Annotated in this window: 24 protein-coding genes; 14 read left to right on the top strand and 10 right to left on the bottom strand. The window is 68.6% G+C overall.

Features of this window, described 5'->3' with window-relative positions:
* Positions 1-32 precede the first annotated feature (32 nt).
* Positions 33-230, bottom strand: a complete 198-nt coding sequence (locus tag B1A74_RS13205) for a type II toxin-antitoxin system VapB family antitoxin (protein ID WP_024329316.1) — start codon at positions 228-230, stop codon at positions 33-35.
* Positions 231-333: 103 nt separating this feature from the next.
* Complete coding sequence (gene radC, locus B1A74_RS13200) at positions 334-1,005, bottom strand: RadC family protein (RefSeq protein ID WP_077244897.1); 672 nt, start codon at positions 1,003-1,005, stop codon at positions 334-336.
* 95 nt (positions 1,006-1,100) lie between these two features.
* On the opposite strand from radC, the gene coaBC reads away from it, so the two are divergent.
* The 3 genes from coaBC (at position 1,101) to argB (ending at position 3,760) form a co-directional block, all read left to right on the top strand.
* On the top strand, positions 1,101-2,357 hold the full coding sequence (gene coaBC, locus B1A74_RS13195; RefSeq protein WP_077244896.1) for a bifunctional phosphopantothenoylcysteine decarboxylase/phosphopantothenate--cysteine ligase CoaBC: 1,257 nt from the start codon (positions 1,101-1,103) through the stop codon (positions 2,355-2,357).
* Positions 2,358-2,360: 3 nt separating this feature from the next.
* Positions 2,361-2,822 carry a dUTP diphosphatase gene (gene dut / locus B1A74_RS13190; RefSeq protein WP_018946659.1) on the top strand — a complete coding sequence of 154 codons (462 nt, stop codon included), beginning with the start codon at positions 2,361-2,363 and terminating at the stop codon, positions 2,820-2,822.
* A 74-nt stretch (positions 2,823-2,896) separates the two neighbouring features.
* Complete coding sequence (gene argB, locus B1A74_RS13185) at positions 2,897-3,760, top strand: acetylglutamate kinase (protein WP_024329319.1); 864 nt, start codon at positions 2,897-2,899, stop codon at positions 3,758-3,760.
* Positions 3,761-3,795: 35 nt separating this feature from the next.
* Here argB and B1A74_RS13180 read toward each other — a convergent pair whose 3' ends face one another.
* Positions 3,796-4,443 (bottom strand): DUF4124 domain-containing protein, encoded by a 648-nt coding sequence (locus B1A74_RS13180; protein WP_077244895.1) that lies wholly within the window; start codon positions 4,441-4,443, stop codon positions 3,796-3,798.
* A gap of 16 nt (positions 4,444-4,459) precedes the next feature.
* Between B1A74_RS13180 and B1A74_RS13175 the strand changes: the two genes are divergently transcribed.
* Positions 4,460-5,221 (top strand): sulfite exporter TauE/SafE family protein, encoded by a 762-nt coding sequence (locus tag B1A74_RS13175; RefSeq protein ID WP_077244894.1) that lies wholly within the window; start codon positions 4,460-4,462, stop codon positions 5,219-5,221.
* A 2-nt stretch (positions 5,222-5,223) separates the two neighbouring features.
* On the opposite strand, the gene B1A74_RS13170 is transcribed toward B1A74_RS13175, so the two are convergent.
* From B1A74_RS13170 to B1A74_RS13160, 3 genes are all read right to left on the bottom strand, one after another.
* Positions 5,224-7,404 (bottom strand): HAD-IIB family hydrolase, encoded by a 2,181-nt coding sequence (locus B1A74_RS13170; protein WP_077244893.1) that lies wholly within the window; start codon positions 7,402-7,404, stop codon positions 5,224-5,226.
* On the bottom strand, positions 7,401-8,798 hold the full coding sequence (locus B1A74_RS13165) for a glycoside hydrolase 100 family protein (protein WP_018946654.1): 1,398 nt from the start codon (positions 8,796-8,798) through the stop codon (positions 7,401-7,403). The genes B1A74_RS13170 and B1A74_RS13165 overlap by 4 nt, the downstream gene beginning before the upstream one ends.
* Positions 8,799-8,989: 191 nt before the next feature.
* Positions 8,990-10,078 carry an EAL domain-containing protein gene (locus tag B1A74_RS13160; protein ID WP_024329323.1) on the bottom strand — a complete coding sequence of 363 codons (1,089 nt, stop codon included), beginning with the start codon at positions 10,076-10,078 and terminating at the stop codon, positions 8,990-8,992.
* A gap of 83 nt (positions 10,079-10,161) precedes the next feature.
* Here B1A74_RS13160 and msrB point away from each other — a divergent pair, with 83 nt between their 5' ends.
* From msrB to mshL, 7 genes are all read left to right on the top strand, one after another.
* Complete coding sequence (gene msrB / locus B1A74_RS13155; RefSeq protein ID WP_077244892.1) at positions 10,162-10,587, top strand: peptide-methionine (R)-S-oxide reductase MsrB; 426 nt, start codon at positions 10,162-10,164, stop codon at positions 10,585-10,587.
* 59 nt (positions 10,588-10,646) lie between these two features.
* A complete protein-coding gene (locus tag B1A74_RS13150; protein WP_244269227.1) occupies positions 10,647-11,516 on the top strand; it encodes a rhodanese-like domain-containing protein in 870 nt (289 codons plus the stop codon).
* A 353-nt stretch (positions 11,517-11,869) separates the two neighbouring features.
* Entirely contained in the window at positions 11,870-12,781 is a 912-nt protein-coding gene (gene pilM, locus B1A74_RS13145; protein ID WP_018946650.1) for a type IV pilus biogenesis protein PilM, read from the top strand.
* A gap of 1 nt (position 12,782) precedes the next feature.
* A complete protein-coding gene (locus B1A74_RS13140) occupies positions 12,783-13,382 on the top strand; it encodes a hypothetical protein (protein WP_018946649.1) in 600 nt (199 codons plus the stop codon).
* Between the two features lie 2 nt (positions 13,383-13,384).
* Positions 13,385-14,026: a hypothetical protein gene (locus B1A74_RS13135; protein ID WP_038036088.1), complete on the top strand. Its 642-nt coding sequence runs from the start codon at positions 13,385-13,387 to the stop codon at positions 14,024-14,026.
* Entirely contained in the window at positions 14,023-14,445 is a 423-nt protein-coding gene (locus B1A74_RS13130; RefSeq protein WP_018946647.1) for a hypothetical protein, read from the top strand. The genes B1A74_RS13135 and B1A74_RS13130 overlap by 4 nt, the downstream gene beginning before the upstream one ends.
* Positions 14,442-16,127 carry a pilus (MSHA type) biogenesis protein MshL gene (gene mshL, locus B1A74_RS13125; protein ID WP_077244890.1) on the top strand — a complete coding sequence of 562 codons (1,686 nt, stop codon included), beginning with the start codon at positions 14,442-14,444 and terminating at the stop codon, positions 16,125-16,127. Before B1A74_RS13130 ends, mshL begins: the two co-directional genes overlap by 4 nt.
* 92 nt (positions 16,128-16,219) lie before the next feature.
* Here the strand turns inward: mshL and B1A74_RS14410 are convergent, their stop codons facing one another.
* The 4 genes from B1A74_RS14410 to B1A74_RS13105 are packed head-to-tail and all read right to left on the bottom strand — an operon-like array spanning position 16,220 to position 18,355.
* Positions 16,220-17,020, bottom strand: a complete 801-nt coding sequence (locus B1A74_RS14410) for a hypothetical protein (RefSeq protein WP_077244889.1) — start codon at positions 17,018-17,020, stop codon at positions 16,220-16,222.
* On the bottom strand, positions 17,001-17,423 hold the full coding sequence (locus B1A74_RS13115; protein ID WP_026288934.1) for a prepilin-type N-terminal cleavage/methylation domain-containing protein: 423 nt from the start codon (positions 17,421-17,423) through the stop codon (positions 17,001-17,003). The genes B1A74_RS14410 and B1A74_RS13115 overlap by 20 nt, the downstream gene beginning before the upstream one ends.
* Positions 17,420-17,890, bottom strand: a complete 471-nt coding sequence (locus B1A74_RS13110; protein WP_018946643.1) for a type IV pilus modification PilV family protein — start codon at positions 17,888-17,890, stop codon at positions 17,420-17,422. Before B1A74_RS13110 ends, B1A74_RS13115 begins: the two co-directional genes overlap by 4 nt.
* Positions 17,891-18,355 carry a prepilin-type N-terminal cleavage/methylation domain-containing protein gene (locus B1A74_RS13105; RefSeq protein ID WP_077244888.1) on the bottom strand — a complete coding sequence of 155 codons (465 nt, stop codon included), beginning with the start codon at positions 18,353-18,355 and terminating at the stop codon, positions 17,891-17,893.
* A gap of 187 nt (positions 18,356-18,542) precedes the next feature.
* Between B1A74_RS13105 and B1A74_RS13100 the strand changes: the two genes are divergently transcribed.
* The 3 genes from B1A74_RS13100 (at position 18,543) to B1A74_RS13090 (ending at position 22,409) form a co-directional block, all read left to right on the top strand.
* Positions 18,543-20,660: a GspE/PulE family protein gene (locus B1A74_RS13100; protein WP_077244887.1), complete on the top strand. Its 2,118-nt coding sequence runs from the start codon at positions 18,543-18,545 to the stop codon at positions 20,658-20,660.
* Positions 20,661-20,666: 6 nt separating this feature from the next.
* Positions 20,667-21,887: a type II secretion system F family protein gene (locus B1A74_RS13095; RefSeq protein ID WP_077244886.1), complete on the top strand. Its 1,221-nt coding sequence runs from the start codon at positions 20,667-20,669 to the stop codon at positions 21,885-21,887.
* 129 nt (positions 21,888-22,016) lie between these two features.
* A complete protein-coding gene (locus tag B1A74_RS13090; protein WP_077244885.1) occupies positions 22,017-22,409 on the top strand; it encodes a prepilin-type N-terminal cleavage/methylation domain-containing protein in 393 nt (130 codons plus the stop codon).
* Positions 22,410-22,864: the final 455 nt, after the last annotated feature.

Raw genomic sequence — 22,864 nt, 5'->3', positions numbered from 1 at the left:
TTGATCAGTGTTTCCCTAGGTATCGACGAGAATCATCCCGCCATCGGGCGCCGGCGGGGAACCGCCCCCAGGTCGGGCTCGCTGCCACCCAGTTGCGCGAGGCGACGGGCGCTCTCGCGTTCCACCAGCGCCCGCAGGCCTTCCCGAACGAGGACCGTCTTCTCGGTCACCCCCGTCATGCGTCGCGCTTCTTCCAGCAACTCGTCGTCGATGTTGATCGTTGTCCGCATGGCTCCTCTCCCACGACTCCGACCGGACCGGCCGCGTTCCTCAATGCATAGACAGGTACGCCATCCGATGCCATTTTATGCATACATGCCTCGCGGGTTACCCTCAAAGTTCACCGCGCTCGGCCAGCGACACGGCGGTATCGCCGATGATCAGGTGGTCCACCAGACGCACGTCGACCAGCGCCAGCGCCTCGCTCAGACGCCGGGTGATCAGCGCATCCGAGCGCGAGGGCTCGGCCACGCCGGAAGGATGGTTGTGGGCGAGGATGACCGCGGCGGCGTTGTGATGCAGTACCCGCCGCACCACCTCGCGCGGGTGCACGCTGGCGCCGTCGATGGTGCCGCGGAACAGTTCCTCGAACGCCAGCACCCGGTGGCGATTGTCGAGGAACAGCACGCCGAAGACTTCGAACGGGTAGTCGCGCAGGCGCGCACTCAGAAACCGGCGGGTGGCCGCCGGCGAGGTCAGCGCCTCGCCGCGCTCCAGATCCGCTTCCAGATGCCGACGGCCCATTTCCAGCACGGCCTGAAGCTGGGCGTACTTGGCCTGTCCCAGACCGGGCGCCGCACAGAACCCGGCCTCGTCGGCCTGCAGCAGCGGGCGCAGCCCGCCGAAGCGGGACAGCAGGTCGCGGGCAACATCCACCGCACTCTTGCCGGTCACACCGGTGCGCAGGAAGATCGCCAGCAGTTCGGCATCCGACAGCGCGGCGGCACCGCGTTCCAGCAGTTTCTCGCGCGGGCGCTCGCCCGCCGGCCAGTCCGTGATGGCCATATCCACCTCCCTGTGGTCCGTATCCGGTTCGATCCTGCCCCGCCCGCCCGACGCGCGCAAGCCGCGACGGCGGGCCCGCTGTTAGAATCTCCCCGATGAACCAAACGACCTGCAGCGACGGGGACTCCGGCGGGCCACGCATCCTGGTGGGGGTCAGCGGCGGCATCGCGGCGTACAAGGCCTGCGAGCTGGTGCGCGAACTGCGCCGCCGCGGCTGCGCGGTGCGCGTGGTGATGACCGCGGGGGCGCAGGCCTTCGTCACCCCGCTGACCTTCCAGGCGCTGTCCGGCGAGCCGGTGCGCACCCATCTGCTGGACGCCGAAGCGGAGTCCGGGATGGACCACATCGCCCTGGCGCGCTGGGCCGACCACATCGTGGTCGCCCCCGCCAGCGCGGACCTGATGGCGCGCATGGCCCAGGGGCTGGCCGACGACCTGCTGACCACCCTGCTGCTGGCCACTGCCGCCCCGGTTACCCTGGCCCCGGCGATGAACCACCGCATGTGGGAGCACCCGGCGACCCGTGCCAACCACACCACCCTGCGCGAGCGCGGCGTGCGGTTCGTCGGGCCGGACAGCGGCGAGCAGGCCTGTAGCGAGCAGGGCGCCGGACGCATGGCGGAACCGGCGAACATTACTTCCGCCCTGCTGGATACAACCCCCGGCCCGCTGCAGGGCCGCCGTATCCTGATCACCGCCGGGCCGACCCGCGAACCGGTGGACCCGGTGCGCTACCTCGGCAACCGCAGCTCCGGACGCATGGGGTTTGCCGTGGCCGCCGCCGCGCGCGATGCCGGCGCCCGGGTCACCCTGGTGCACGGACCCTGCGAGCTGGCGGTACCGCCCGGCGTGCAGGCGCATGCGGTGGAAACGGCGGCGGAGATGCATGCGGCCGTGCTGGAGGCGCTGGAGGGCACGGAGGTGTTCATCGCCACCGCCGCGGTGGCCGACTACCGGCCCGCCACCCCGGCCGCGCAGAAGCTGAAAAAGACCCGCGAAGACCTGACGCTGGAACTGGAACGCACCCCGGACATCCTCGCCGACGTCGCCCGGCGGGTCGACGGACTTGCAGCGCGGCCGCTGCTGGTCGGATTCGCCGCCGAGACCGGCAATCTGCGGGAATACGCCCGCGACAAGCTCGTCGCCAAGGGCCTGGATCTGGTCGCCGCCAACCGCGTGGACGGCGGCCGGGGCTTCGGCCACGGCGACAACAGCCTGCTGTGCCTGTGGCCCGACGGCGAACGCGAACTGCCACGCCAGCCCAAGGACCGCCTGGCCCGCGAACTGATCACCCTGATCGCCGAGCGCCTGCAGACGCACCCGGCCAACCCCTCTCCGACCCAAGGAAACTGACGCATGCCCGCCCCGGAAATCGATCTGAAGGTCCTTGATCCGCGCATGGGCACGGACTTCCCGCTGCCCGCGCCCGCCACCGAGGGCTCCGCCGGCGTGGATCTGCGCGCCATGCTGGAAGAACCGCTGAACCTGGCCCCCGGCGAAGCCGAGCTGCTGCCCACCGGACTGGCGGTGCACATCGCCGACCCGGGCTACGCCGGCATGATCCTCCCGCGCTCGGGCCTGGGCCACAAGAAGGGCCTGGTGCTGGGCAACCTGGTCGGACTGATCGACGCCGACTACCAGGGCCCGCTGATGGTCTCCGCCTGGAACCGCAGTGATGCACCGATCTCCATCGACGTCGGCGACCGCATCGCGCAGCTGGTCATCGTGCCGGTACTGCAGCCGCGGTTCCGCGTGGTCGATGACTTCGAGCAAAGCGAGCGCGGTGCCGGCGGCTTCGGTTCATCCGGCCAGCGCTGACGCCGTTCGCCCGCACCCCGGCCCCGCGCCGGGTGATAAACTCCGCCCCCCGAACGTCAACCGGACCTCCAGCCATGGACACCGACACCGCCCATTCCGTCGCCCATGTCCTGATCGAGGCGCTGCCCTACATCCAGCGCTTCGCAGGCAAGACCATCGTCATCAAGTACGGCGGCAACGCGATGACCGAGGACCACCTGAAGGCGAGCTTCGCGCGCGACATCGTGCTGCTCAAGCAGGTGGGCGTGAACCCGGTGGTGGTCCATGGTGGAGGCCCGCAGATCGGTGACCTGCTGGACCGCCTCGGCAAGAAATCGGAGTTCGTCGACGGCCTGCGGGTGACCGACCGCGAGACCATGGACGTGGTGCAGATGGTCCTCGGCGGGATCGTCAACCAGGAGATCGTGTCCCTGATCAACCGTTACGGCGGCCGCGCGGTGGGCCTGACCGGCAAGGACGGGCAGATGATCCGCGCCACGCCGCTGCGCGGCGAGGATCCCGACGTGGATCTGGGCCATGTCGGTCAGGTGGAAGGCGTGGATCCGGCCATCGTGCATACCCTCGACCACAGCAGCTTCATCCCGGTGATCGCGCCCATCGGCTTCGACCGCGAGGGGCGCGCCTACAACATCAACGCCGATACCGCGGCGGAAAAGCTCGCGGTAGTGCTGGACGCGGAGAAGCTGTTCCTGCTGACCAACACCCCCGGGGTGCTGGACGGCGCCGGCACGCTGCTGCCGAAGCTCTCGGCCCCGCAGGTGGACGAGATGATCCGTGACGGGACCATCCATGGCGGCATGATCCCCAAGATCCGCTGTGCCCTGGATGCGGTGCGCAGCGGCGTGAACGCCACCCACATCGTCGACGGCCGGGTGGAGCACGCGGTGCTGCTGGAACTGCTGACCGACGAGGGCGTGGGCACCCTGATCAGCCGCTGACCCGCCGCGCCCGGGCACGGCGCGGCGGGGTGCGCTCAGTCCTCCTCCAGGACCAGCTCGCGGAAATCCTCGGCGTCCGCGTCGAACTGCGCGTTCATATCGTCGATACGGGCCTGCTGGCGATCCAGGTAGGAACGTTCGCGCTCCAGACGCCCGCGAACGTCCTCCAGCTCGCTGGAATAGCGCTGCTGGAGGCCGGGATCATCCCGATTGCGGCTCTTCTGTTCCTCGATGCGGTCCCGCTCACGCTCCAGCCGCTCGGCCTGACGTTCACTCAGGCGGATGTTGTTCTCCAGCGCCTGTACACGCCGTTCACGCTGGCGTTCGATCTCGTCGAGCGAATCGTAGGCCCGCTCCAGCTGGCGCTTGCGGGCCGCCTGGCTGCTGGCATTACCCTCACCCGACTCCTGCGCCTGCTCGGCGCGCCGGCGTTCCTCGGCCGCGGCCTCGCGTTCCTCGGCGGTGGGCGGGGCCGGCACCACCTCGCGCACGAAGCCCTGGCGGTCGTACACTTGCCGCTCGCGGTCGCTGGCCTCCGGCTGCGGGGTGTTCGAGAAATGCACCGTGCCGTCATCATCCACCCAGCGATGGATGTCGCCGGCCACCGCCGGTGCCACCGGCATGGCCAGCAGCATGGCCAGCGCGCCGAGCAGCACCCCGACACCCATCCCGTTCCCGTACATTGGTCCGCTTACTCTCATGTCCATCCTCGAGCATCTCGGGCTCGCGCTCGTGGCCCTCATCGCCAACGGATTCTCTGCGCTGGCGGGCGGTGGGGCCGGGCTGCTGCAGCTGCCCGCCCTGATCTTCCTTGGCCTGCCCTACCCCGTGGCCCTGGCGACTCACAAGATCGCCACGGTGGCCCTGGGGGCGGGCGCTGGCCTGCGACATGTGAAGGAAAGCACATTTTCCCCGGCTCGACTAGGGGTCATCCTGGGGGCCGGCGTACCGGGCGTACTGCTGGGGGCCTGGCTGGTGCTGGAGATCCCGCCACGCGCCGGGGAGATCGCCCTGGGCCTGCTGACCGTCGCTCTGGGCTGGTATTCCTGGCGGCGCCCGCAGCTGGGACAGACGCGCCGGATCATCTCCGACAGCCTCAATCACGCGCTGATCGGTGCCGCCGGGCTGTTCGTGATCGGCATCCTCAACGGTTCGCTGGCCTCGGGCACCGGCCTGATGGTCACGCTGTGGCTGGTGCGCTGGTACGGCATGAGCTACACCGAGGCCGTCGGCTACACCATGGTCCTGGTGGGTCTGGTGTGGAATGGTGCCGGCGCGCTGATGCTGGGCACCTTCGGCACGGTGCAGTGGGACTGGCTGCCGGCGCTGCTCCTCGGCAGCTTCATCGGCGGCTATCTGGGCGCCACGCTGGCGATCCGCTACGGCAACCGCCTGGTCAAACGCGCGTTCGAGGTGGTCACGGTCCTCACCGGCATCGCACTGCTGCTGCCAGTCCCGTAACCTCAGCCGCTGCCGTCACCCGTGGGGACATCGCAGCGATTGAGCAGATCGAAGTGCTCGATCCCCTCGAGGATGCCGCGCGCGTGCGTGGCGCGGGCAAAGCAGATCCGCTTGAAGCCACGCAGAGACTGCAGTTCGGGCTGGTGGTTACCCACCACCACGCCCAGCAGGCGCCCGCGCAGCATGTCCTCGTCGTTGCCCGAATCGCCGGCGACCAGTACATGCTCCAGCGGGATGCCCCACTTGTCGGCGAAGTAGCGCACCGCCAGGCCCTTGGAGGCCCGCACCGGCAGCAGATCCAGGAAGCGCTCGTGGGAATAGATCACGTGGGCATGCAGATCGGCCCGGTACAACCGGGTCTCGATGGTTTCCACGTCGAGGGTGCCGGGCGGTTCGACGAAATAGCTGACCTTGTGCGAGCGCTGGTCGATATCGGGCTGAGGCACCAGGCCGGACTCCGCGTCCAGCGCCTCGCGCAGGCGCTCCGGCTCCCAGCGATGGCTGATGTGCCGGGCCCAGCCACGATCCGGGGTCTGTTCGGACCCGTAGTGGATCTCGCTGCCCACCGAGGTGATCCAGACGTCCGGCATCGGCACGCCGTGTTCCTCCAGCACCGCGGCGGCGGAATCGATGCGGCGCCCGGTGGCCACGCCGAAGGCGACCCGCTTGCGGTTGCGCCGCAGCCAGGCGACAAAGGCCCGGGTCGCCTTCGTGTCGCCCAGCAGGGTGTTGTCGATATCGGTAATCACCGCGCGGTCCACGTTCGCCAGCCGGCCGGATACCTGGCGCTGTTCGTGCCGCACCTGGCGCACCTCGCGCGACAGCGAGCGCAGCAGGCGAACGTATTTCTCCGCATGGCCGTCCCAGGAATAGTGCTTGCGCACGCCCTTGAGCCCGTCCCGCGAGTAGCGCTGCCAGCGCGGCCGGTCGGCCAGGATCGCCTGGATGGCGTCGGCGATGCCTTCGGGATCCTGCGGGTCGATCAGCAGTCCGTTGTGGCAGCGCGAGATAATCTCCTCCGGGCCGCCGTCGTTGGTGGCCACGATGGGCGCACCGCTGGCCGCCGCCTCGATCAGGGTCAGGCCGAACGGCTCGGTCAGCGCCGGGTTCACGAACACCCCGCGGGTGGACGCGACCAGGCGATAGAGATCCGGCACGTCATCCGATCCGTGGTGCTTGGGACAGGCCACCTTGCCATACAGGTCGTGGCGGTCGATGCGCAGCAGGAGATCGGTCAGGACCTCACGCGCGCCCTTTTCCAGATCGCGGATGTCGTCGCGGTTACCGGCCACGATCAGCAGATTGGCGTTCTCGCGCAGCCATTCGTTACCGGCATAGGCATCCACCAGGCCGCGGATGTTCTTGCGCTCGTCGGCGCGCGACAGCGCCATGATCAGCGGCCGGTCGGGCTTTTGCAGGAAACGCCGGATCTCGGGCCAGATCGGCGGTTTGCGCTCACCGCGTTTCGGCGGGTGGAAGCGTTCGAGGTCGGTCCCCGGCGGGATCACCTCCATGCGCTCGGGCTGGTAGTTGTCGTAGGTGGCGTACTGCTCGTCCACCTCCTGGCGGGTGCTGGCGATCACCCGGTGGGCGTGCGCCAGGGCCTCCTCCTCGGCATGGATACGGGTGGAGATGTTGTAGCGTGATTCGATGTCCTTCTCGGACAGGCCGCTCTCGCGCAGGCGCTCCCGCTTGACCCGCCCCAGGGAATGCCCGGTCTGCAGCATGGGCACGCCCAGCAGATTGGACAGCCGCACCGCGACTTGCCCGGCATCGGCGTAATGGCCGTGGACCACGTCCGGGCGCAGACCCACCCGGCGAATATGCGCCAGGGCGTTGTCGGCGAAGCAGTCGAGATACGGCCAGAGCTTTTCCTTGCGCAGGTAGCGCTTCGGGCCGCTGTCCAGGCGCACGATATGGGCACCATCGCCCAGATCCTCCACCGGTTCGGCATAGTCATCGTCGACCCGGCTGTCGACCACGCGCCGGGTCAGCAGGTCCACCCGCCCCACCTGCGGGTGCCGCGCCAGGGCGCGGGCAAGCTCGACCACGTAAAGGGTCTGGCCGCCGGTATCGGCGTCGCGTCCGAGTTCCAGATTTTCGCCCCGGATGAGGCCATGCACGCTGATCAGAACAAGATAAAGGCCTTCGCCCTGACGGGCCTTGCTCTGAGTCTTTTTCATGGGGTCTCCGGCTCCGGACTGTCGAACAGTGACAGGGTTTCGGGGTTATCGATCATCGCCTGGGACAGCAGCACCGCGGTCGCCGACCAGGTCTGGCGATAGTTCGCCCGGCGCCCGATCAGGCGGCCATGGCGCCCGTCATAGTATTCCGGCCAGTCATCCCGGTGGAGCCGCTCGGCCGCCACCGCATGCACGCTGCGGGCGAGATCCGGCCGCCCGACGCGCATCGCCGCCCCGGTAAAGGCCCACAGCAGCGCCGGCCAGTTGCCGCCGTTGTGATACGACCAGGGGGTATTCTTCGGGTCGGACCCGGTGAGCAGGCGCCATTCCTCGCCCATCATCGCCGGGTAGCAGATCTTGACCGGCATGGTACCGATCAGGTCCTCGAACCGCTGCTCGAAGGTCTGCATGATCAGGCGCGACTCGTGTTCGTCCGCCAGCCCGAACAGCACCGCCAGCAGATTGCCGAAACTGAAGAAACGGAAATCCATGCGCCCCGGCCCCAGGTTGCCGACCAGATAACCACTCTCCGAGGGGATCCAGTCCACCAGCCAGTCGGGGATGCTCTCGGGATAGATGTTGAGCGCGTTCTCGGATTCGTGGCCGAAATGCTCGGTGCGATAGCGATGGATGGCGTTCAGCCGCTCCAGGTCCAGCCAGTAGTAGTGGCGGATATAGTCGGCCAGCTGGCGGGCACGGATCGCGGACTGTTCACACAGCTGCTCGGAATCGGTATCGCAGGGCTCCAGCATCGCCAGCGCCGCCTTGAGCATGCCGTAGAACAGCGCCTGGATCTCCAGCGGATGCCCGTAGACCCCCATGCGCCGGTCGATCATGAAACTGCCGTCCGGCACCAGCAGGGTCGGGAAGACCTCGAAGCGGTCCTGCAGGCAGATGCTGAGGATCAACCGGATGCCGCGCTGCACGTCCGGCGACTTGATGAACTCGTGGTCACCGGTCCGGTTCTGGTAGGCCCGCGCCAGCAGCACCCACCACATCATCGAGTCTACCGGAGCCACGCGGCCGATCGCGCGGTCACCAAAATCGGCGGCCAGGGTCTCGCGCCCCTTCGGGTCGGTCACCACGCGGAAGCTGGCCGGCATCACCCGGGGCAGGCGACGGTGACCCTCGATCTCCTCCTGGGTATCGCGGATGCGCAGGATCAGGCCGAGGAAATCGCGCACCACCTCGGGTTCGTCGTGCAGCAGATAGACCAGCCCCGAGGGCACGAAGTCACGGATGAAGCAGTCGGCATAGTTTTCCGCCGGGGCGCGGCTGTCGAGGCTGGCCACCGTGCCGACGGTGCGCCCCTGATAGCGCACTTCGGCATCACGCAGCAGCTGGGCGGCCGCTTCCAGCGTGGGATTGCGGGCATCATGCGGCAGAGTCGTCATGGTCCTCAGTTTAGTGAAGCCCGGTCCGATGTGCACATGGACGCCTCCACAACCCGCAGGAGGTCGGCCCCCTGCCGACCGTGCACCCATCGACACCCCGTAGGAGGCCGGCCCTCCGGCCGATGTCGGCGGGAGGTCGGCCTCAGCCGTCGAGGCACCGGATGGGCCTGATCGGCGAGAGGGCCGGCCTCCTACGGCACCTCGGGATCGGGATGCACCGGTGCCGGTGGCTCGGCCGCCGGGCGCGCGAACAGAAAGCCCTGACAGTAATCGACCCGATCACGCAGCCAGCGCCATTCACCCGCGGTCTCGACCCCTTCGGCCACGATACGGATGTCCAGCTCGCGCGCCAGTTCGATGATCTTGCCGAGGATCTTCTGCTGATATTCGTCGGCGTCGATGCCGCGGACCAGCTCGCGGTCGATCTTCACGAAGTCCGGTCGCAGCTGCGACAGCAGGTTGAGCGACGCATAGCCCGCGCCGAGATCATCCAGGGCGACCCGGAAACCGGCGTTGCGATAGCGATCGATAATGCGTCGCAGGTGTTCGGTGTCGGTAATCTGGTCACTCTCGATCACCTCGAACACGAAGCCCGCGGGGGCGGGGACATCCGGCGCGATACCCCGGATCTCGCGCACCGTTGTCTCGAGACAGAACGCCGGGTCGTAGATCGCGGTGGGATTGAAGTTGATGAACAGCTGGTCGCGGATTCCGCGCTCGGTCGCACGGCGGATCGCATTGATACGCGCCGCGCGATCGAGGTGGAACATCATCTCCGCCGCCCGTGCCTGATCGAACAGGATGTTCGGCGGGATCAACTCCCCCGCCGGCGAGCTGGCCCGCACCAGCGCCTCCCAGGCGAACACCTGATCCGGCCGGGCCGCATGCACGATGGGCTGAAAATGAAAGTCCAGGGCATCGCTGGCGAGTATGGCCGCCAGATCGCGCGCATTGTGCCGGGCGATCAGCGTGGACAGCAGATGCGTATCCTGCAGGTGCTCCACGCCGAAGCGTTCGCCGTCGGGGACGAAGGTCGCGCGGCACCCGTTCTGCTCCGAATGGCTCAGGGCCTCGTCGAGACGCGACAGGGTCGCCCCCAGGTCGTGCTCCGGATCCACGGCCACCGCCAGGATCCCCGAAGCCGGTTCGCTGCAGGGGAAGCGCTCCTCGATCAGCCGCTGGCGCAGAGTGGCACGGGTATGCGCCAGCACCGGCGCAAGGTAGAGAGTCCCCGCACCGGTCGGAAGGACGTTGATGCGTTCACAGTCCGGACAGCTCAATATGGTCTCCTCGCCCGTGGCCATTCGCTTCGCTGGTGGAACCGGCTCGCAAGATAACACTAATTTCCGCGGAGGCACCGAACATGACCGACCACCCGCATCCCGACACCCCCGTCGACGAAGACGAACTGCGCCGGCGCCTCACCCCGGAGCAGTACCGCATCGCCCGCCAGGCGGGCACCGAGCCGCCGTTCACAGGCGAATACCACGACCACAAGGCCTCCGGTCGTTATCACTGCGCGGTGTGCGGCGCCGCGCTGTTCGACAGCACGACGAAATTCGATTCCGGCAGCGGGTGGCCCAGCTACACCGCGCCGGTCACCGCCGAGGCCGTTTCCGAACACCGCGACGCCTCGCTGGGCATGGAACGGACCGAGGTGCGCTGCGCCACCTGCGACTCGCACCTGGGGCATGTCTTTCCGGACGGTCCGCCGCCCACGGGACTGCGCTACTGCATCAATTCCGCGGTCCTGGCATTCCAGCCACGCGAAAGAAACGGCCCGGAGTAGAAACCACACGCTGAAGGGTCTAGAGTGGGAGCGGTTAACCTCTCATGGAGCAGTTCGCCATGTTTTTCAAGCCCTCTCGCCTTACTCTCGCCCTGTTCTCCGCCGGCCTTCTGGCACTCTCCGGTCAGGCTGCCGCCAGCACCGGGGACACCGCAGAGCCCGGTGACATGGAGCTCAATCCCGAGGCCGAGGGGTATGAACCGCCGGGGCGCTCCATCTATTTCTACGTGGACGCCCTGGATCTCGACGAGCTGGCGGCGAAATATGCCCGCGACGAGGTCCACGTCATCGACGTGCGCACGCGCTACGAATACGAAACCCTGCGCATCGACGGCGCACGGCACGTGAGCATCGACGACGAGGACTTCGTCGACAAGGTGCTCGAGATCCACGAAGAGGACCCGGACAAGCCGGTCGCCTTCTACTGCCGGGGCCATACCTGTTTCATGAGCTATCAGGCCGTGGAACGCATGAAGGCCGCCGGCTTCGACGACGCCATGGCCATGGATTACGGCATCTTCGACTGGGCCGAGCATTACCCCGAGGACACCGCCCTGTTCGGGGAGGCGCCGATCGAACGGGCCGATCTGATCGACTTCAACGAATTCCGCGAGCGCCTGTTGCCGCCGATGGAGTTCTCCGAGCGCGCGCAGCGTGACAATGCCCGGGTGCTGGACATCCGGCGCCCGTTCGAGCAGGACCAGATCGGGCTGTTCCTCAATTCCGAGACCAACATCCCGGCGGGGGACACCGAAGCCCTGGAGGACTATCTGGAACAGGCCCGCACTTCCGATACTCCGCTGCTCATCTATGACATCACCGGGCACGAAATCAAGGCGTTCCAGTACACCCTGGAAGAGTACGGCATCGAGGATTACTACTTCATGGAAGGCGGCTTCAAGGCCTTCCAGGAGAAAGTGCTGCAATAGCCCCGCTTCCGGGTAGCGCACCGACCAGGCCATCCGGTGCCCCGACGACCGGGGGCCGGCCCACCGCCGACATCGGCCGGAGGGCCGGCCTCCTACCAACCGGGCACCCATCGACACCCCCCTTGTAGGAGGCGAGCCCCCTCGCCGATCCGGCCCAACCGATGCCCCGACGGCCGGGACCGACCCACCGCCAACATCGGCCGGGGGGCCGGCCTCCTGCCGATCCGCCCCGGGATCCCGGCCCGCAGGGAAGACAAGCACCCTCGAAATACTGCAAACTGCGTCACATAATTGTGGCCAGTCGCCGTCCGCGACCGGCGCAACGGGCCCATTACCCGATCGGACACCCACACATGAAAGGACTGCTCGGCCGCTTCCGGGACCGCACCCCCCGATGCCTGGGTCTTGCCTGCCACGACCGGGGCTTCGGGCTCGCGCGGGTCGAACCGGATGCGGCGTACTGCGACACCCACGAGGACCCGGACGCCCTGGAACAGACCGTCCGCCGCCAGCGGCTGGGCCGCCATTCCGCGCATCTCGTCCTGGACGAGGGGACCTTCCGTCTGTTGCCCACGGAGCAGCCCGATGTCCCGGAAGCAGAACGGCGCGAAGCGATCCGCTGGCAGGTCGCGGACCTGGTCGACTTCGACGTCACCCACGCGGTCATCGATTTCTGCCCGATGGGCGACGGGGTCAGCCACCACGGAAAACCCATGGTGTTCGCGGCCGTAGCCCCGGCGGACCACGTGCGCCGGGCCATTCACTCGGTGCGCCGGGCCGGCCTGCGCGTGGCCAGCGTCGGGCTCCCGGAACTCGCCCTGCGCAATCTTGCGGCACGACTGCCCGAGGCAGTCAGCGGCCTGGTGCTCCTGTACGCGCGAGCCCGCTCCGCCACCATCCTGCTGGTGTACGGCACCCACCTGTTCGTGGCGCGGCACGTGGACGTGGCCATCGATGACGACGGCGCTGGCGGCCCGGACACGCTGCTGCTGGAGATCCAGCGTGCGCTGGACTACTACGACGGCCACTTCGCCCTGCCGCCGATCCGGAACCTGGCGGTGATGGGGGACATGCCGGTGGAGGACGAGGCCCTCGGTTACCTGAGCAGCCAGCTCCGGATGGAAGCCCGCTGGATCCCGCTGAGCCGCTTTGCGGAGGGCCTGCCGGCAGGCGGAGCCGGCTGCGCCCGCGCACTGGGCGCGGCGTTCGGCCCACCGGGGCCATCTCCCGCCCCGCCCCCGGAAAACGCTGCCGGAGGCGGCTGACATGCACCAGAGCCTCGACCTGTATCGGGAAGAACTCGACCTCCGCCGCGAATGGCCACCGCGTTGGCGCCTGCTGCTCCTGTTCGCGGTCTCGCTGCTGCTGGGTCTGTTCCTGTGGACAGTGGAATACCGGGCGGCACAGGAACGCGCCGAGGAGCTGGCCTCGGCACGCGCAGAACAGCAGGCGGCCGAGGAACGCCTGATGGAACTCCGGGACCTGCGCGACACACCCGAGGTTCGTTCGGAACAGGCCGCCGCGGAACGGGCCGAACTTCGCCGCGAACAACTGGCGGAAGCCGAGGCGCTGCTGCAGGCCCGTCTGGACCAGGCCCGTGCCTCCGCCCCGGCGGAACCCCTGACCGGTCTGGCCCGGGCGGCGGCCCGCCCCGAGGCCACGAACATCTGGATCGAGCGCATGCATATCGACGGCGACACCGGCGAACTCGCGATCGAGGGCCGCGCCCTGCGGGCCGATGACCTGCCGCCCTATCTGGAAGTACTCGGAGAAACGGGCGCACACGAGGGCGAGCCCGAGTTCGAACTGCACGCCGGGGAAGACACGCTGAGGTTCGTCTTCCGGCCCGGGAGGACACCCCGTTGAAGATGCCCGTCGCAGCCGCCCTGGAGTCGCTGGATACACGCGTTCGCGCGCTCTCCGGGCGCGAACGCCTGCTGCTTTACGGCGCCGTGCTGCTGACGCCGTTCCTGCTGATCTTTCAGTTCGCGGTGGTCCCTCAGGAGCAGCGCCTGGCAGAGCTCGACGAGCGCATCGAACAGACCCGTACCGACACCCGGACCCTGCTGGAACAGACCGGCGAGATCGCCGTACAGGACGACCCGCTGCAGATGTTCCGGCAACGCGAACGCGAGGCACGGGAACAGGCTGCGGAGATCGAACAGCGCCTGCAGACCGCCGCGCAGGATCTCCTCGGCCCCGACCGCACCGCACGACTGCTGCGCGAACTGCTGGCGGAGCGCGGGAACATCCGGCTGGACACCCTGGTTCGCCGCAGTCCCGAAACCATGACGCGCGGAGAGGATTCCGGCATCCGCATCCGCAGCCACCGCATCGAGCTGGCGATGACCGGCGACTACCTGAGCCTCCTGCGTTACATACGCCATCTGGAGGCAATGCCGGTGCTGTGGCTGTGGGGCGACACCGAACTGACCCTGGTGGATGGCACGCCCCGGCTGCGCCTGGCAATGGACGCCATGGACCTGGACGGGCTGGAGGACACGCCATGAATCGGTGCTCCCTCCTGATGCCGGCGATCCTCGCCTGCGGGCTTTTCCCGGCCTGGGGGGCCTCTTCCGCTGTGGCGGAAGAACTGGCCGACCCCACCCGACTGCCCGCAGTACTCACCGCGCCCGAGCCGGCTGCCGTCCCGGACCCCGCTCCCGACGCCGCCGAAGCCCGCGAAGAACCCGACACCCGCCTCGCGGAGCTCCGTGTCATCATGGTGCGGCTGCAGGGCGACCGGAACGTGGCCCGGGTTCAAGACCCGGATGGCCGCGAGAGTGAGGTGCATATCGGCGATACGGTCGACCGCGCCGAGATCCTGCACATCGAACCCCGGGGTATCGTGGTTCGCACCACCGATGGCGAAGAGCACCGTCTGTCCGTTACCCCCCCTGTCGAAATGGAACTCAGGAGACACCCATGATCCGGCTCCCGGCCCTGCCCTGGCTGCTGCTCACCCCCGCCATCGCCTTCCTCGGCGGCTGCGCCGCCCCCGGCGAACTGGGCTCGGATGCACGCGATCGCACCCAGCAGAGCCTGGAGGACATGGAACGGCCGGTGCCCCGGCCCATCCCGACCCCGCCCCCGGAACCGGCGGCCCGCGACACCGGGGAGCCGCCGCTCGCGGAGCCCGACATCCCCCCCGACGAGCCGGTGTTCGACCTGCGCGTGGAGGATGCCGAGGCCCGCGGATTCTTCTACACGCTGGTGGAGGACACCGCCTACGGCATGGTCGTGCACCCCAAGGTGGAGGGCCGCATCAGCCTGCAGCTCAACGCCGTGACCGTGCCGGAGATCCTGGAGATCGTCGAGGAGACCCACGGCTACGCGATCACCCGCCGCGGCTCCACCTTTCGCGTCGGGCCCGCCGGCCTGCAGACCCGCACCTTTTTCGTGGACTACCTGAACGTCAACCGCGAGGGTCAGACCGGCCTGCAGGTCAGCGCCGGACAGCTCGCCGCCGACGAGGACGAGCCGGAGACCTCGGGGACGACCATCCGCACCAGTTCCGAATCGCATTTCTGGGGTGACCTGCGCGATTCCCTGGAGATGCTGGTGCTGGGCGAAGAGGGGAACGACCGCGAGGGCCGCCGGGTGGTGGCCAGCCCCAACACCGGCGTGATCGCCGTGCGTGCGCGCCCGGACGAACTCCGCGACGTGGCCGGGTTCCTCGACGCCGTACAGGAATCCGCGCAGCGTCAGGTCATCCTCGAGGCCAAGATCGTCGAAGTGGCGCTCGGATCGGAATTCGAGGCCGGGATCAACTGGTCACGCCTCAACCAGATCGCCGGCGGCGAACTGCGGATCGGGCAGGCCAGCCCCGGATCCCTGGCGGATTCCCGACGGACGCCGATCGAGGGCGACATCGGGACCATCGGCGAGGTCACCGGAGGCCAGTTCGAGGCCCTGGGCGGTATCCTGACCGCGGCCTACAGCGGTACCGGGTTCAACGCCTTCCTCGAACTGCTGGAAACCCAGGGGGACCTCACCGTCCTGTCCAGCCCGCGGGTCTCCACCGTCAACAACCAGAAGGCGGTGATCAAGGTCGGGGACGACAGCACCTACATCACCGATTTCCAGCTGCGTACCGAGAGCACGGGGACCGGCGACGCCCGCACCGACCGCCTGCTTCCGGATCCCACGTTCTCCCCGCTGTTCGACGGCGTGGCCCTGGACGTCACGCCCCAGGTCGCCGGCAGCGGCGACGTCATCCTCCACGTCCGGCCGAGCGTCAGCGAGGTGCGCGAACAGGTCACCAGCTTCCGCTTCGACGGCCGGGAATACTCGTTCCCGCTGGCCAGCTCGTCCATCCGCGAATCGGACAGCGTGGTGCGCGCCGAGAACGGTCAGGTCATCGTGATCGGCGGGCTGATGCAGGACACCACCGAGGAGATCATCGCCAGCACGCCCCTGCTGAGCGACCTGCCGGTACTGGGGGGCCTGTTCCGCCACACCCGCCAGGAGCAGCGCAAGAACGAACTGGTCATCCTGCTGCGCCCCGTGGTGGTCGACGACGACGGCGAGGCCTGGGAAGACGAGATCCGGCGCAGCCGCGAGCGTATGCGCGACTGGGAAGGCGTGGACCACCGCACCCTGGAGATGTAAGTTCGGGGCTTACCCTTCCGTTCAGCGCGCCTCAGGAACCGGCGGCGGGGAGCGGGAACCCGCGACCCCGCCTTCGGTATCCGGGGCCCGTCTCAGTCCGAATAGCCCCAGCCGGAGCCGCCGGTGTCCCCGTACGGGCACCAGGCATCCAGCGTCGACTCCCCGTCACAGTCATCGCTGCTGAGGTCGTCATCCAGCTCGCCTGCCACGTAGACGCAGGCTTCGTAGTCGCTGGATCCGCCGCTGGTGTTTTCCTCGGTCTCCCAGTAGACGTTGCCCTCAAAGGTCAGCTTGCCATTCACCTCTGCTCCGTCCGCAAAGCAGGCCTCGCCCTCCACGGTCCGATTACCTCCACCCTGAATCGTAACGTCTTCCGCTACATAGAGATTTTCGAAATCGGAGCCCGGCCCGCCACCGGGAGGTACAACCCCATCATCAAACGCACAGGTCCAGGCCGGATCCTCCTCGGCGCATTCGGAGGGCGGACCCGCGCCTCCGGCCGCAGCGAGGTTTACGCAGATGTTGTGCACGGCGGGGGCATCTTCCTCGACTTCGGCGCCGGCCCAGCCGCGCACCCGGGAACGATTGTCCCCCCCGCATTCGGCGTCGCCGGGCGGGGTGCAGTAAAACCATGCCCCTTCCCCGACCCCGTGCGGGGCCTCGTCACACGAAAGCCCGCCCTCGCTGATGCGCAGGATCCCGCTCTGGGCCGCGAACAGGGCCTTTTCCCCCAGCACGCGGTCGGCGCCGGTGGCCGCGCCGGACCCCACCAGCGACGCGGCCCCCACGGCGATGGCGGCCACCAGCACCACCAGCAGCAGGGCCACCAGCAGCAGGCTGCCGCGCTGGCCGCGCGGGATCGCGGGCGCGTTTTCAGCGCCGGTGATAGGCATGGGTCTGCGCGACATAGCCACTCTCGGTCTCCAGTTCCAGGGCGTACAGGCGGCCGACATCGGTCGGCGTGCAGTCGAACCGGTCCACAGGATCCTCGGGGGTGCCCGCCAGCAGCACGCCGTTCAGCTCCAGCCGCCCGTTGGTTCGCACGTATTCGAGGTCGCCGCCATTGAGGGTCAAAGAACCTGCCGCGCAATCATCCACGCTCACTGCTCCGCGAAGATCCCGCGCCATACGATCCAGCGCCGCTCCGGACTCCATCTGGGTATCGGTCAGCTCGCGCGTGACGAAGATCGCCTCCACGGCCCCGCCCAGGAAGCGCGCGGCGGCCACGCCGATCACCCCGAGGATGATCAGCACCAGCACCAGCTCCAGCAGCGTGAACCCGCGGCGGCGCATCATCCATCGTCCTCGCGCGGGAACTGCAGGAACAGCACGGGCATGCCGCCGCCGGCCCGGCGGATCTCGACCTGGCTGAGCGGGTTGTCCTCCGGGACATCCGCCGCGGGTATCACCCGACATGAAACCTCCAGGTCCACGTCGTCCCGACAGGCGCCGGCCAGCACGTCGGCCCCCGCGGAATCCTCCTCGGCCCAGGCATCCGGGTCATCGCTGATTCCGCACTGCGTCTGCAGATCCAGCCCCGGTCCATCGTGGACCGCCAGCAGGGCCTCGCCGCAGCCGCGTGCCTCGCGCGCGTACTGCTCCGCGTCCTCGGTGCCCGCCACGCCGGTCAGCAGGGCGAAGGTCCCGGCCAGCCCGGCCATCGCCACCGCGATGATCACCAGCGCCACCACGAGCTCGATCAGGGTCAGGCCGCGGAAGCGATGTCCGGCGGCGCGCGCTCCGGTCCCCGGTCGATCGATCATTCAGCACCCCCCTCGTTCGACGGCCCCGGTGAGCGCCCGCACACAAACCGTGCGCGATTCCCCGCCACCGGCGAGGCTCAGAGGCACGTCAGCGTCCGGATCCAGCGCACCGAAGGGATAGCGAAACTCGAAGCCGGAACCCGAGACGGACACGCCCGAGATATTGCGCGGGCCGCTCAGGCTGGCGGCCAGACAGTTACGGGCGCCGTCCATGGTCCACTGCCCCCCGTTGAAATCCACCGCCACGGCCCGGTTATGCCCGCAGACCATGGCTCCGGCGCGCGCCTGGCGCAGATCGCCGACCAGCTGGTCCTCCGCGGCCTGCAGGTCGGGCGCGGACCCCAGCAAGCCGGCCGGGATCCGCGGGATGGCCACCACGGCCAGCACGCCGAGCACCAGCAGCACGAGCACCAGCTCGAACAGGGTGAATCCGGCCATCGGGGCGGGCGGCGGACGCGGGCTCATGCAAGACTCGAATTGCGACGGATATCTCGGAATATAACAGGAGAATAGCCGACAGGCGCGCACGCCGGAGGCCACGGAGGAGGTCACTCCCGGGAGACCGCAAGGTTGTCGCAGCGCCCGGGTTTGGGCAACCTGTCACGGATTCGCCGTCCCAATGCCGCACCGGGCGGCCTTACGAGGAAGCTCCATGCGTTTTTTCCGCAAGCCGGAATCCGGCGACCAGGACCGGCCGCCCCGCGAATCCGACACGCCCTCCGACACCGGAGCGGCGACCAGGGCGCCGGCCCCTCGCCGCACGCGCAGCCTGGGCGAGACCCTGGTCGATACCGGGGTCATCACCGAGGAACAGCTGCAGCAGGCCCTGGACGAACAGCGCGATTCCGGCCGCAAGCTGGGGCGTGTCCTCACGGACATGGGTCTTTGCACCCAGGAGGACATTGCCGGGGCGCTGCAGGAACAGATGCGCCGCATCCGCATCGGTGATCTGCTGATCGACTACGGGTACATCGACGAGAGCCAGCTGGAACAGGCGCTCAAGCGGCAGAAGGAGAGCGGACGCAAGCTGGGGCAGGTGCTGGTGGACATGGAACTGGTCGACCGTCACCGGATCGTCGAGGTGCTGGCCGACCAGCTGCAGGTCCCGCAGGTCGACCTGCGGCGCTACCAGTTCGACCCGGAAGTCGCGCGCAAGCTTCCCGAGACCCTGGCTCGACGCCTGCGCGCCCTGCCCTTGTCCGAGGGTCGCGACGGCATCCTGGTGGCCATGGCCGATCCCACCGACCTGTTCGCCCAGGACGAAATCACCCGCCAGCTCGGCCAGCGCCCGCAGATCGCGGTGGTCGCCGAAGACGACCTGCTGGCCACCCTGGACCGGGTCTTCCGCCATACCGAGGCGATCTCGCGGGTCGCCGAGGAGCTGTCCGAGGAGCTCTCGCGCAGCGACTACGACCTCGACCAGCTGGTGGAGGCGGAGATGAAGGTGGACGCCCCGGTGGTCCGTCTGCTGCAGACCCTGTTCGAGGACGCCATCCAGACCGGCGCCTCGGACATCCACATCGAACCCGACGACCGGGTGCTGCGCGTGCGCCAGCGCATCGACGGCGTGCTGCACGAACACGAGTTCAAGGAGCGCCAGATCGCCGGGGCCCTGGTCTCGCGCCTGAAGATCATGGCCGGGCTCAACATCTCCGAGCGGCGCCTGCCACAGGACGGCCGCTTCAACATCCGCGTGCGCGACCGTTCCATCGACGTCCGCGTGTCCACCCTGCCGCTGCAGAACGGCGAATCCGTGGTCATGCGCCTGCTCGACCAGTCCACCGGCGTGCTGTCACTGGACAGCCTGGGCATGCCGAAGCACGTGCTGGAACCGCTGCGGCGCCTGCTGCGCGACCCGCACGGGGTGATCCTGGTAACCGGCCCCACCGGTTCCGGCAAGACCACCACGCTGTACTCCGCCCTGCGCGAGCTCAACGATCCGGAGAAGAAGATCATCACCGTCGAGGACCCGGTGGAATATCGCCTGCCCCGGATCTGCCAGGTGCAGGTGAACGCGCGCATCGGGCTGGACTTCCCCCGCGTGCTGCGCACCGCCCTGCGCCAGGACCCGGACATCGTGCTGGTCGGCGAGATGCGCGACCAGGAGACCGCGGAGATCGGCGTACGCGCGGCGCTCACCGGCCATCTGGTGCTGTCCACACTGCACACCAACGACGCCATCTCCACTCCTATCCGCCTGCTGGACATGGGCGTGGAAGGGTACCTGCTGGCGCCCTCGGTCATCGGCGTGCTGGCCCAGCGCCTGGCGCGCCGGGTCTGCCCGGAGTGCGCCGAGCCCCACGAACCGGACCCGCGCATGCTGGCCGCGCTGGAACCGCTGGACGACCGCCCGGAGGCCCCCGCGCGCTGGCAGCGCGGCACCGGCTGCAACCGCTGCAACAACACCGGGGTTTCCGGCCGGATCGGCATCTACGAACTGCTGGAAATCGACGGCGACATGGCCGCCGCGCTGCGCACCAACGACCATCAGGGCTTCGCCGACGCCGCCCGCTTGGCGCGCGGTTTCCGCCCGCTGGGGCAGGTGGCCCTGGACTATGCCCGCCAGGGACTGATCCCGCTGGACGAGGTGCTGCGCATCGCCGGCGAATCCGCCCGCCTGGATGATGACATCGGCAACCCGGGGGCCACGGGGGCCGCGCAGGGCACGGAACCGGAGACGGACACCCCGGCCCCGCCGACCGAGGAAGACCCCGACTCCGGCGACGACGATCCGGGCCTGGTCCTGCCGGACGCCCCGCTGCGGGAGTGAGCCGCCATGCCCCTGTTCGACTACCGCATCCGTACGCCGGACGGCCGCACCGAAAGCGGACGGGCAGAGGCGGAGAACGCCGCCGCACTGGCCCGGCGGCTGAACGCCGGCGGCACCCCGCCGGTAGGGATTGAATCGGTCACCGATCCCTCCGGCGAAGGGACAGGCGCGGGCCTGCGCATGCGGGGCGGGCGCCCGCGCCACGAGGATCTGGAACTCTTCTGTCGTCAGATGCACAGCCTGACCCGCGCCGGCGTGCCCATCGTCCGGGGGCTGCAGGGCATCGCCGAGACCACCCACAACGCCCGCCTCTCCGCCGCCCTGCGCGGCATCGCCGAATCGCTGGAGGCCGGCCGCGAACTGCACGCGGCCATGCGCGAGCACTCCGCCGTCTTCCCCGCGCTGCTGATCAACATGGTGCGCATGGGCGAGGACACCGGGCGCATGGAAGAGACCTTCGAGCAACTCAGCTTCTACCTGGAACGCGAGCGCGAGACCCGCCAGCAGATCAAGCAGGCCACCCGCTACCCGATCTTCGTGATGACCGCCATCCTCGCCGCCATTGCGATCATCAACGTGGTAGTCATCCCCGCCTTCGCCGGCATGTTCGAGCGCTTCGATGCCGAGCTGCCGCTGCCCACCCGCATCCTGATGGCCACCTCGGCGTTCACCCTGGACTACTGGGCGTGGATGCTCGGGGGCATGGTGGCCGCGGTCCTCGGGTTCCGCCAGTACACCCGCAGCGGTGACGGCCGCCTGTGGTGGGACCGGATCAAGCTGCGCCTACCGGTGATCGGGTCCATCCTGGAACGGGCCCTGCTGGCGCGTTTCGCCCGCGCCCTGACCATGGCCACACGCTCCGGCGTGCCAATCCTGGAGGGCCTGGACTCCATCGGCCGCGCCGTGGACAACGCCTGGGTCGCCGATCGCGTGGTCCACATGCGCGAGGCCCTGGAGCGCGGCGAATCCCTGGGCCGGGCCGCCGCCGGAACCGGCCTGTTCACCCCGCTGGTGCTGCAGATGATCGCCGTCGGCGAGGAGACTGGCCAGGTGGACGACATGATGGAGGAGGTCGCCCGCTTCTACGAGCAGGAGGTCGACTACGAACTGAAGAACCTCTCCAGCGCCCTCGAGCCGATCCTCATCAGCATCGTGGGCGCGATGGTGCTGGTGCTCGCGCTTGCGATCTTCCTGCCCATGTGGGACCTGGCCGGCGCGGCCCTTTGACCGGGACTGTTGATGCGTGTCAACTCGATTTCTGGAACTGCGTCACACACAGTGTTAGGTTTCGGACATACACCGGCGTCGGCACCATCGCGCGCCCCTCATTCAAGGACATCCCAAGGGAGCAACATCATGCATAACCCCGCCCGCCTCTCACAGGCCCGCCACAGCAGCGGCTTCACGCTGATCGAACTGGTCATCGTGCTGATCATCATCGGCGTACTGGCCGCCGTCGCCGCCCCGCGCTTCATCGATTTTTCCGATGAGGCCGAAGAGCGCACGCTCCAGGCCCAGGCCAGCAACCTGAGTTCGGCCAACACGATCAACGTCGGGGCCTGCGCGATGGAGAACGATCAGTGTGTAGCGATCGATGAATGTGGCGACGCAACGGGCCTGGTCGACGACTGGGATGGCAGTCAGTTCAACATCGCTGTCGGGTCCGGAGAAGCCTTCAGTCTGACCACCGCTTCCTCCGGTGACATCGGCGCCCCGATCGACGACTGCGGCGTGGTTGCGGCCGACTAAGCTGCTTCGACCGGGGCCAACCGGGGGCCGACCTTCCGCCGACATCGGCCGGAGGGCCGGCCTCCTACCCAACGGGCACCAATCCACACCCCCGTAGGAGGCGAGCCCCCTCGCCGACCAGGCCCAACCGGTGCCCCGATGACCGGGGGCCGACCTTCCGCCGACATCGGCCGGAGGGCCGGCCTCCTGCCGAACGGGCATCAATCGACACCCCCGTAGGAGGCGAGCCCCCTCGCCGATCAGGCCCAACCGGTGCCCCGACGGCCGGGGCCGACCCACCGCCGACATCGGCCGGAGGGCCGGCCTCCTACCGAACGGGCACCAATCCACACCCCCGTAGGAGGCGAGCCCCCTCGCCGATCAGGCCCAACCGATGCCCCGACGGCCGGGACCGACCCACCGCCAACATCGGCCGGAGGGCCGGCCTCCTACCCAACGTGAGCTGGTCTAATTTC

Source organism: Thioalkalivibrio halophilus, from assembly GCF_001995255.1.
Taxonomy (GTDB): Bacteria; Pseudomonadota; Gammaproteobacteria; order Ectothiorhodospirales; family Ectothiorhodospiraceae; genus Thioalkalivibrio; species Thioalkalivibrio halophilus.
This window is presented reverse-complemented; position numbering and strand designations above follow the sequence as displayed.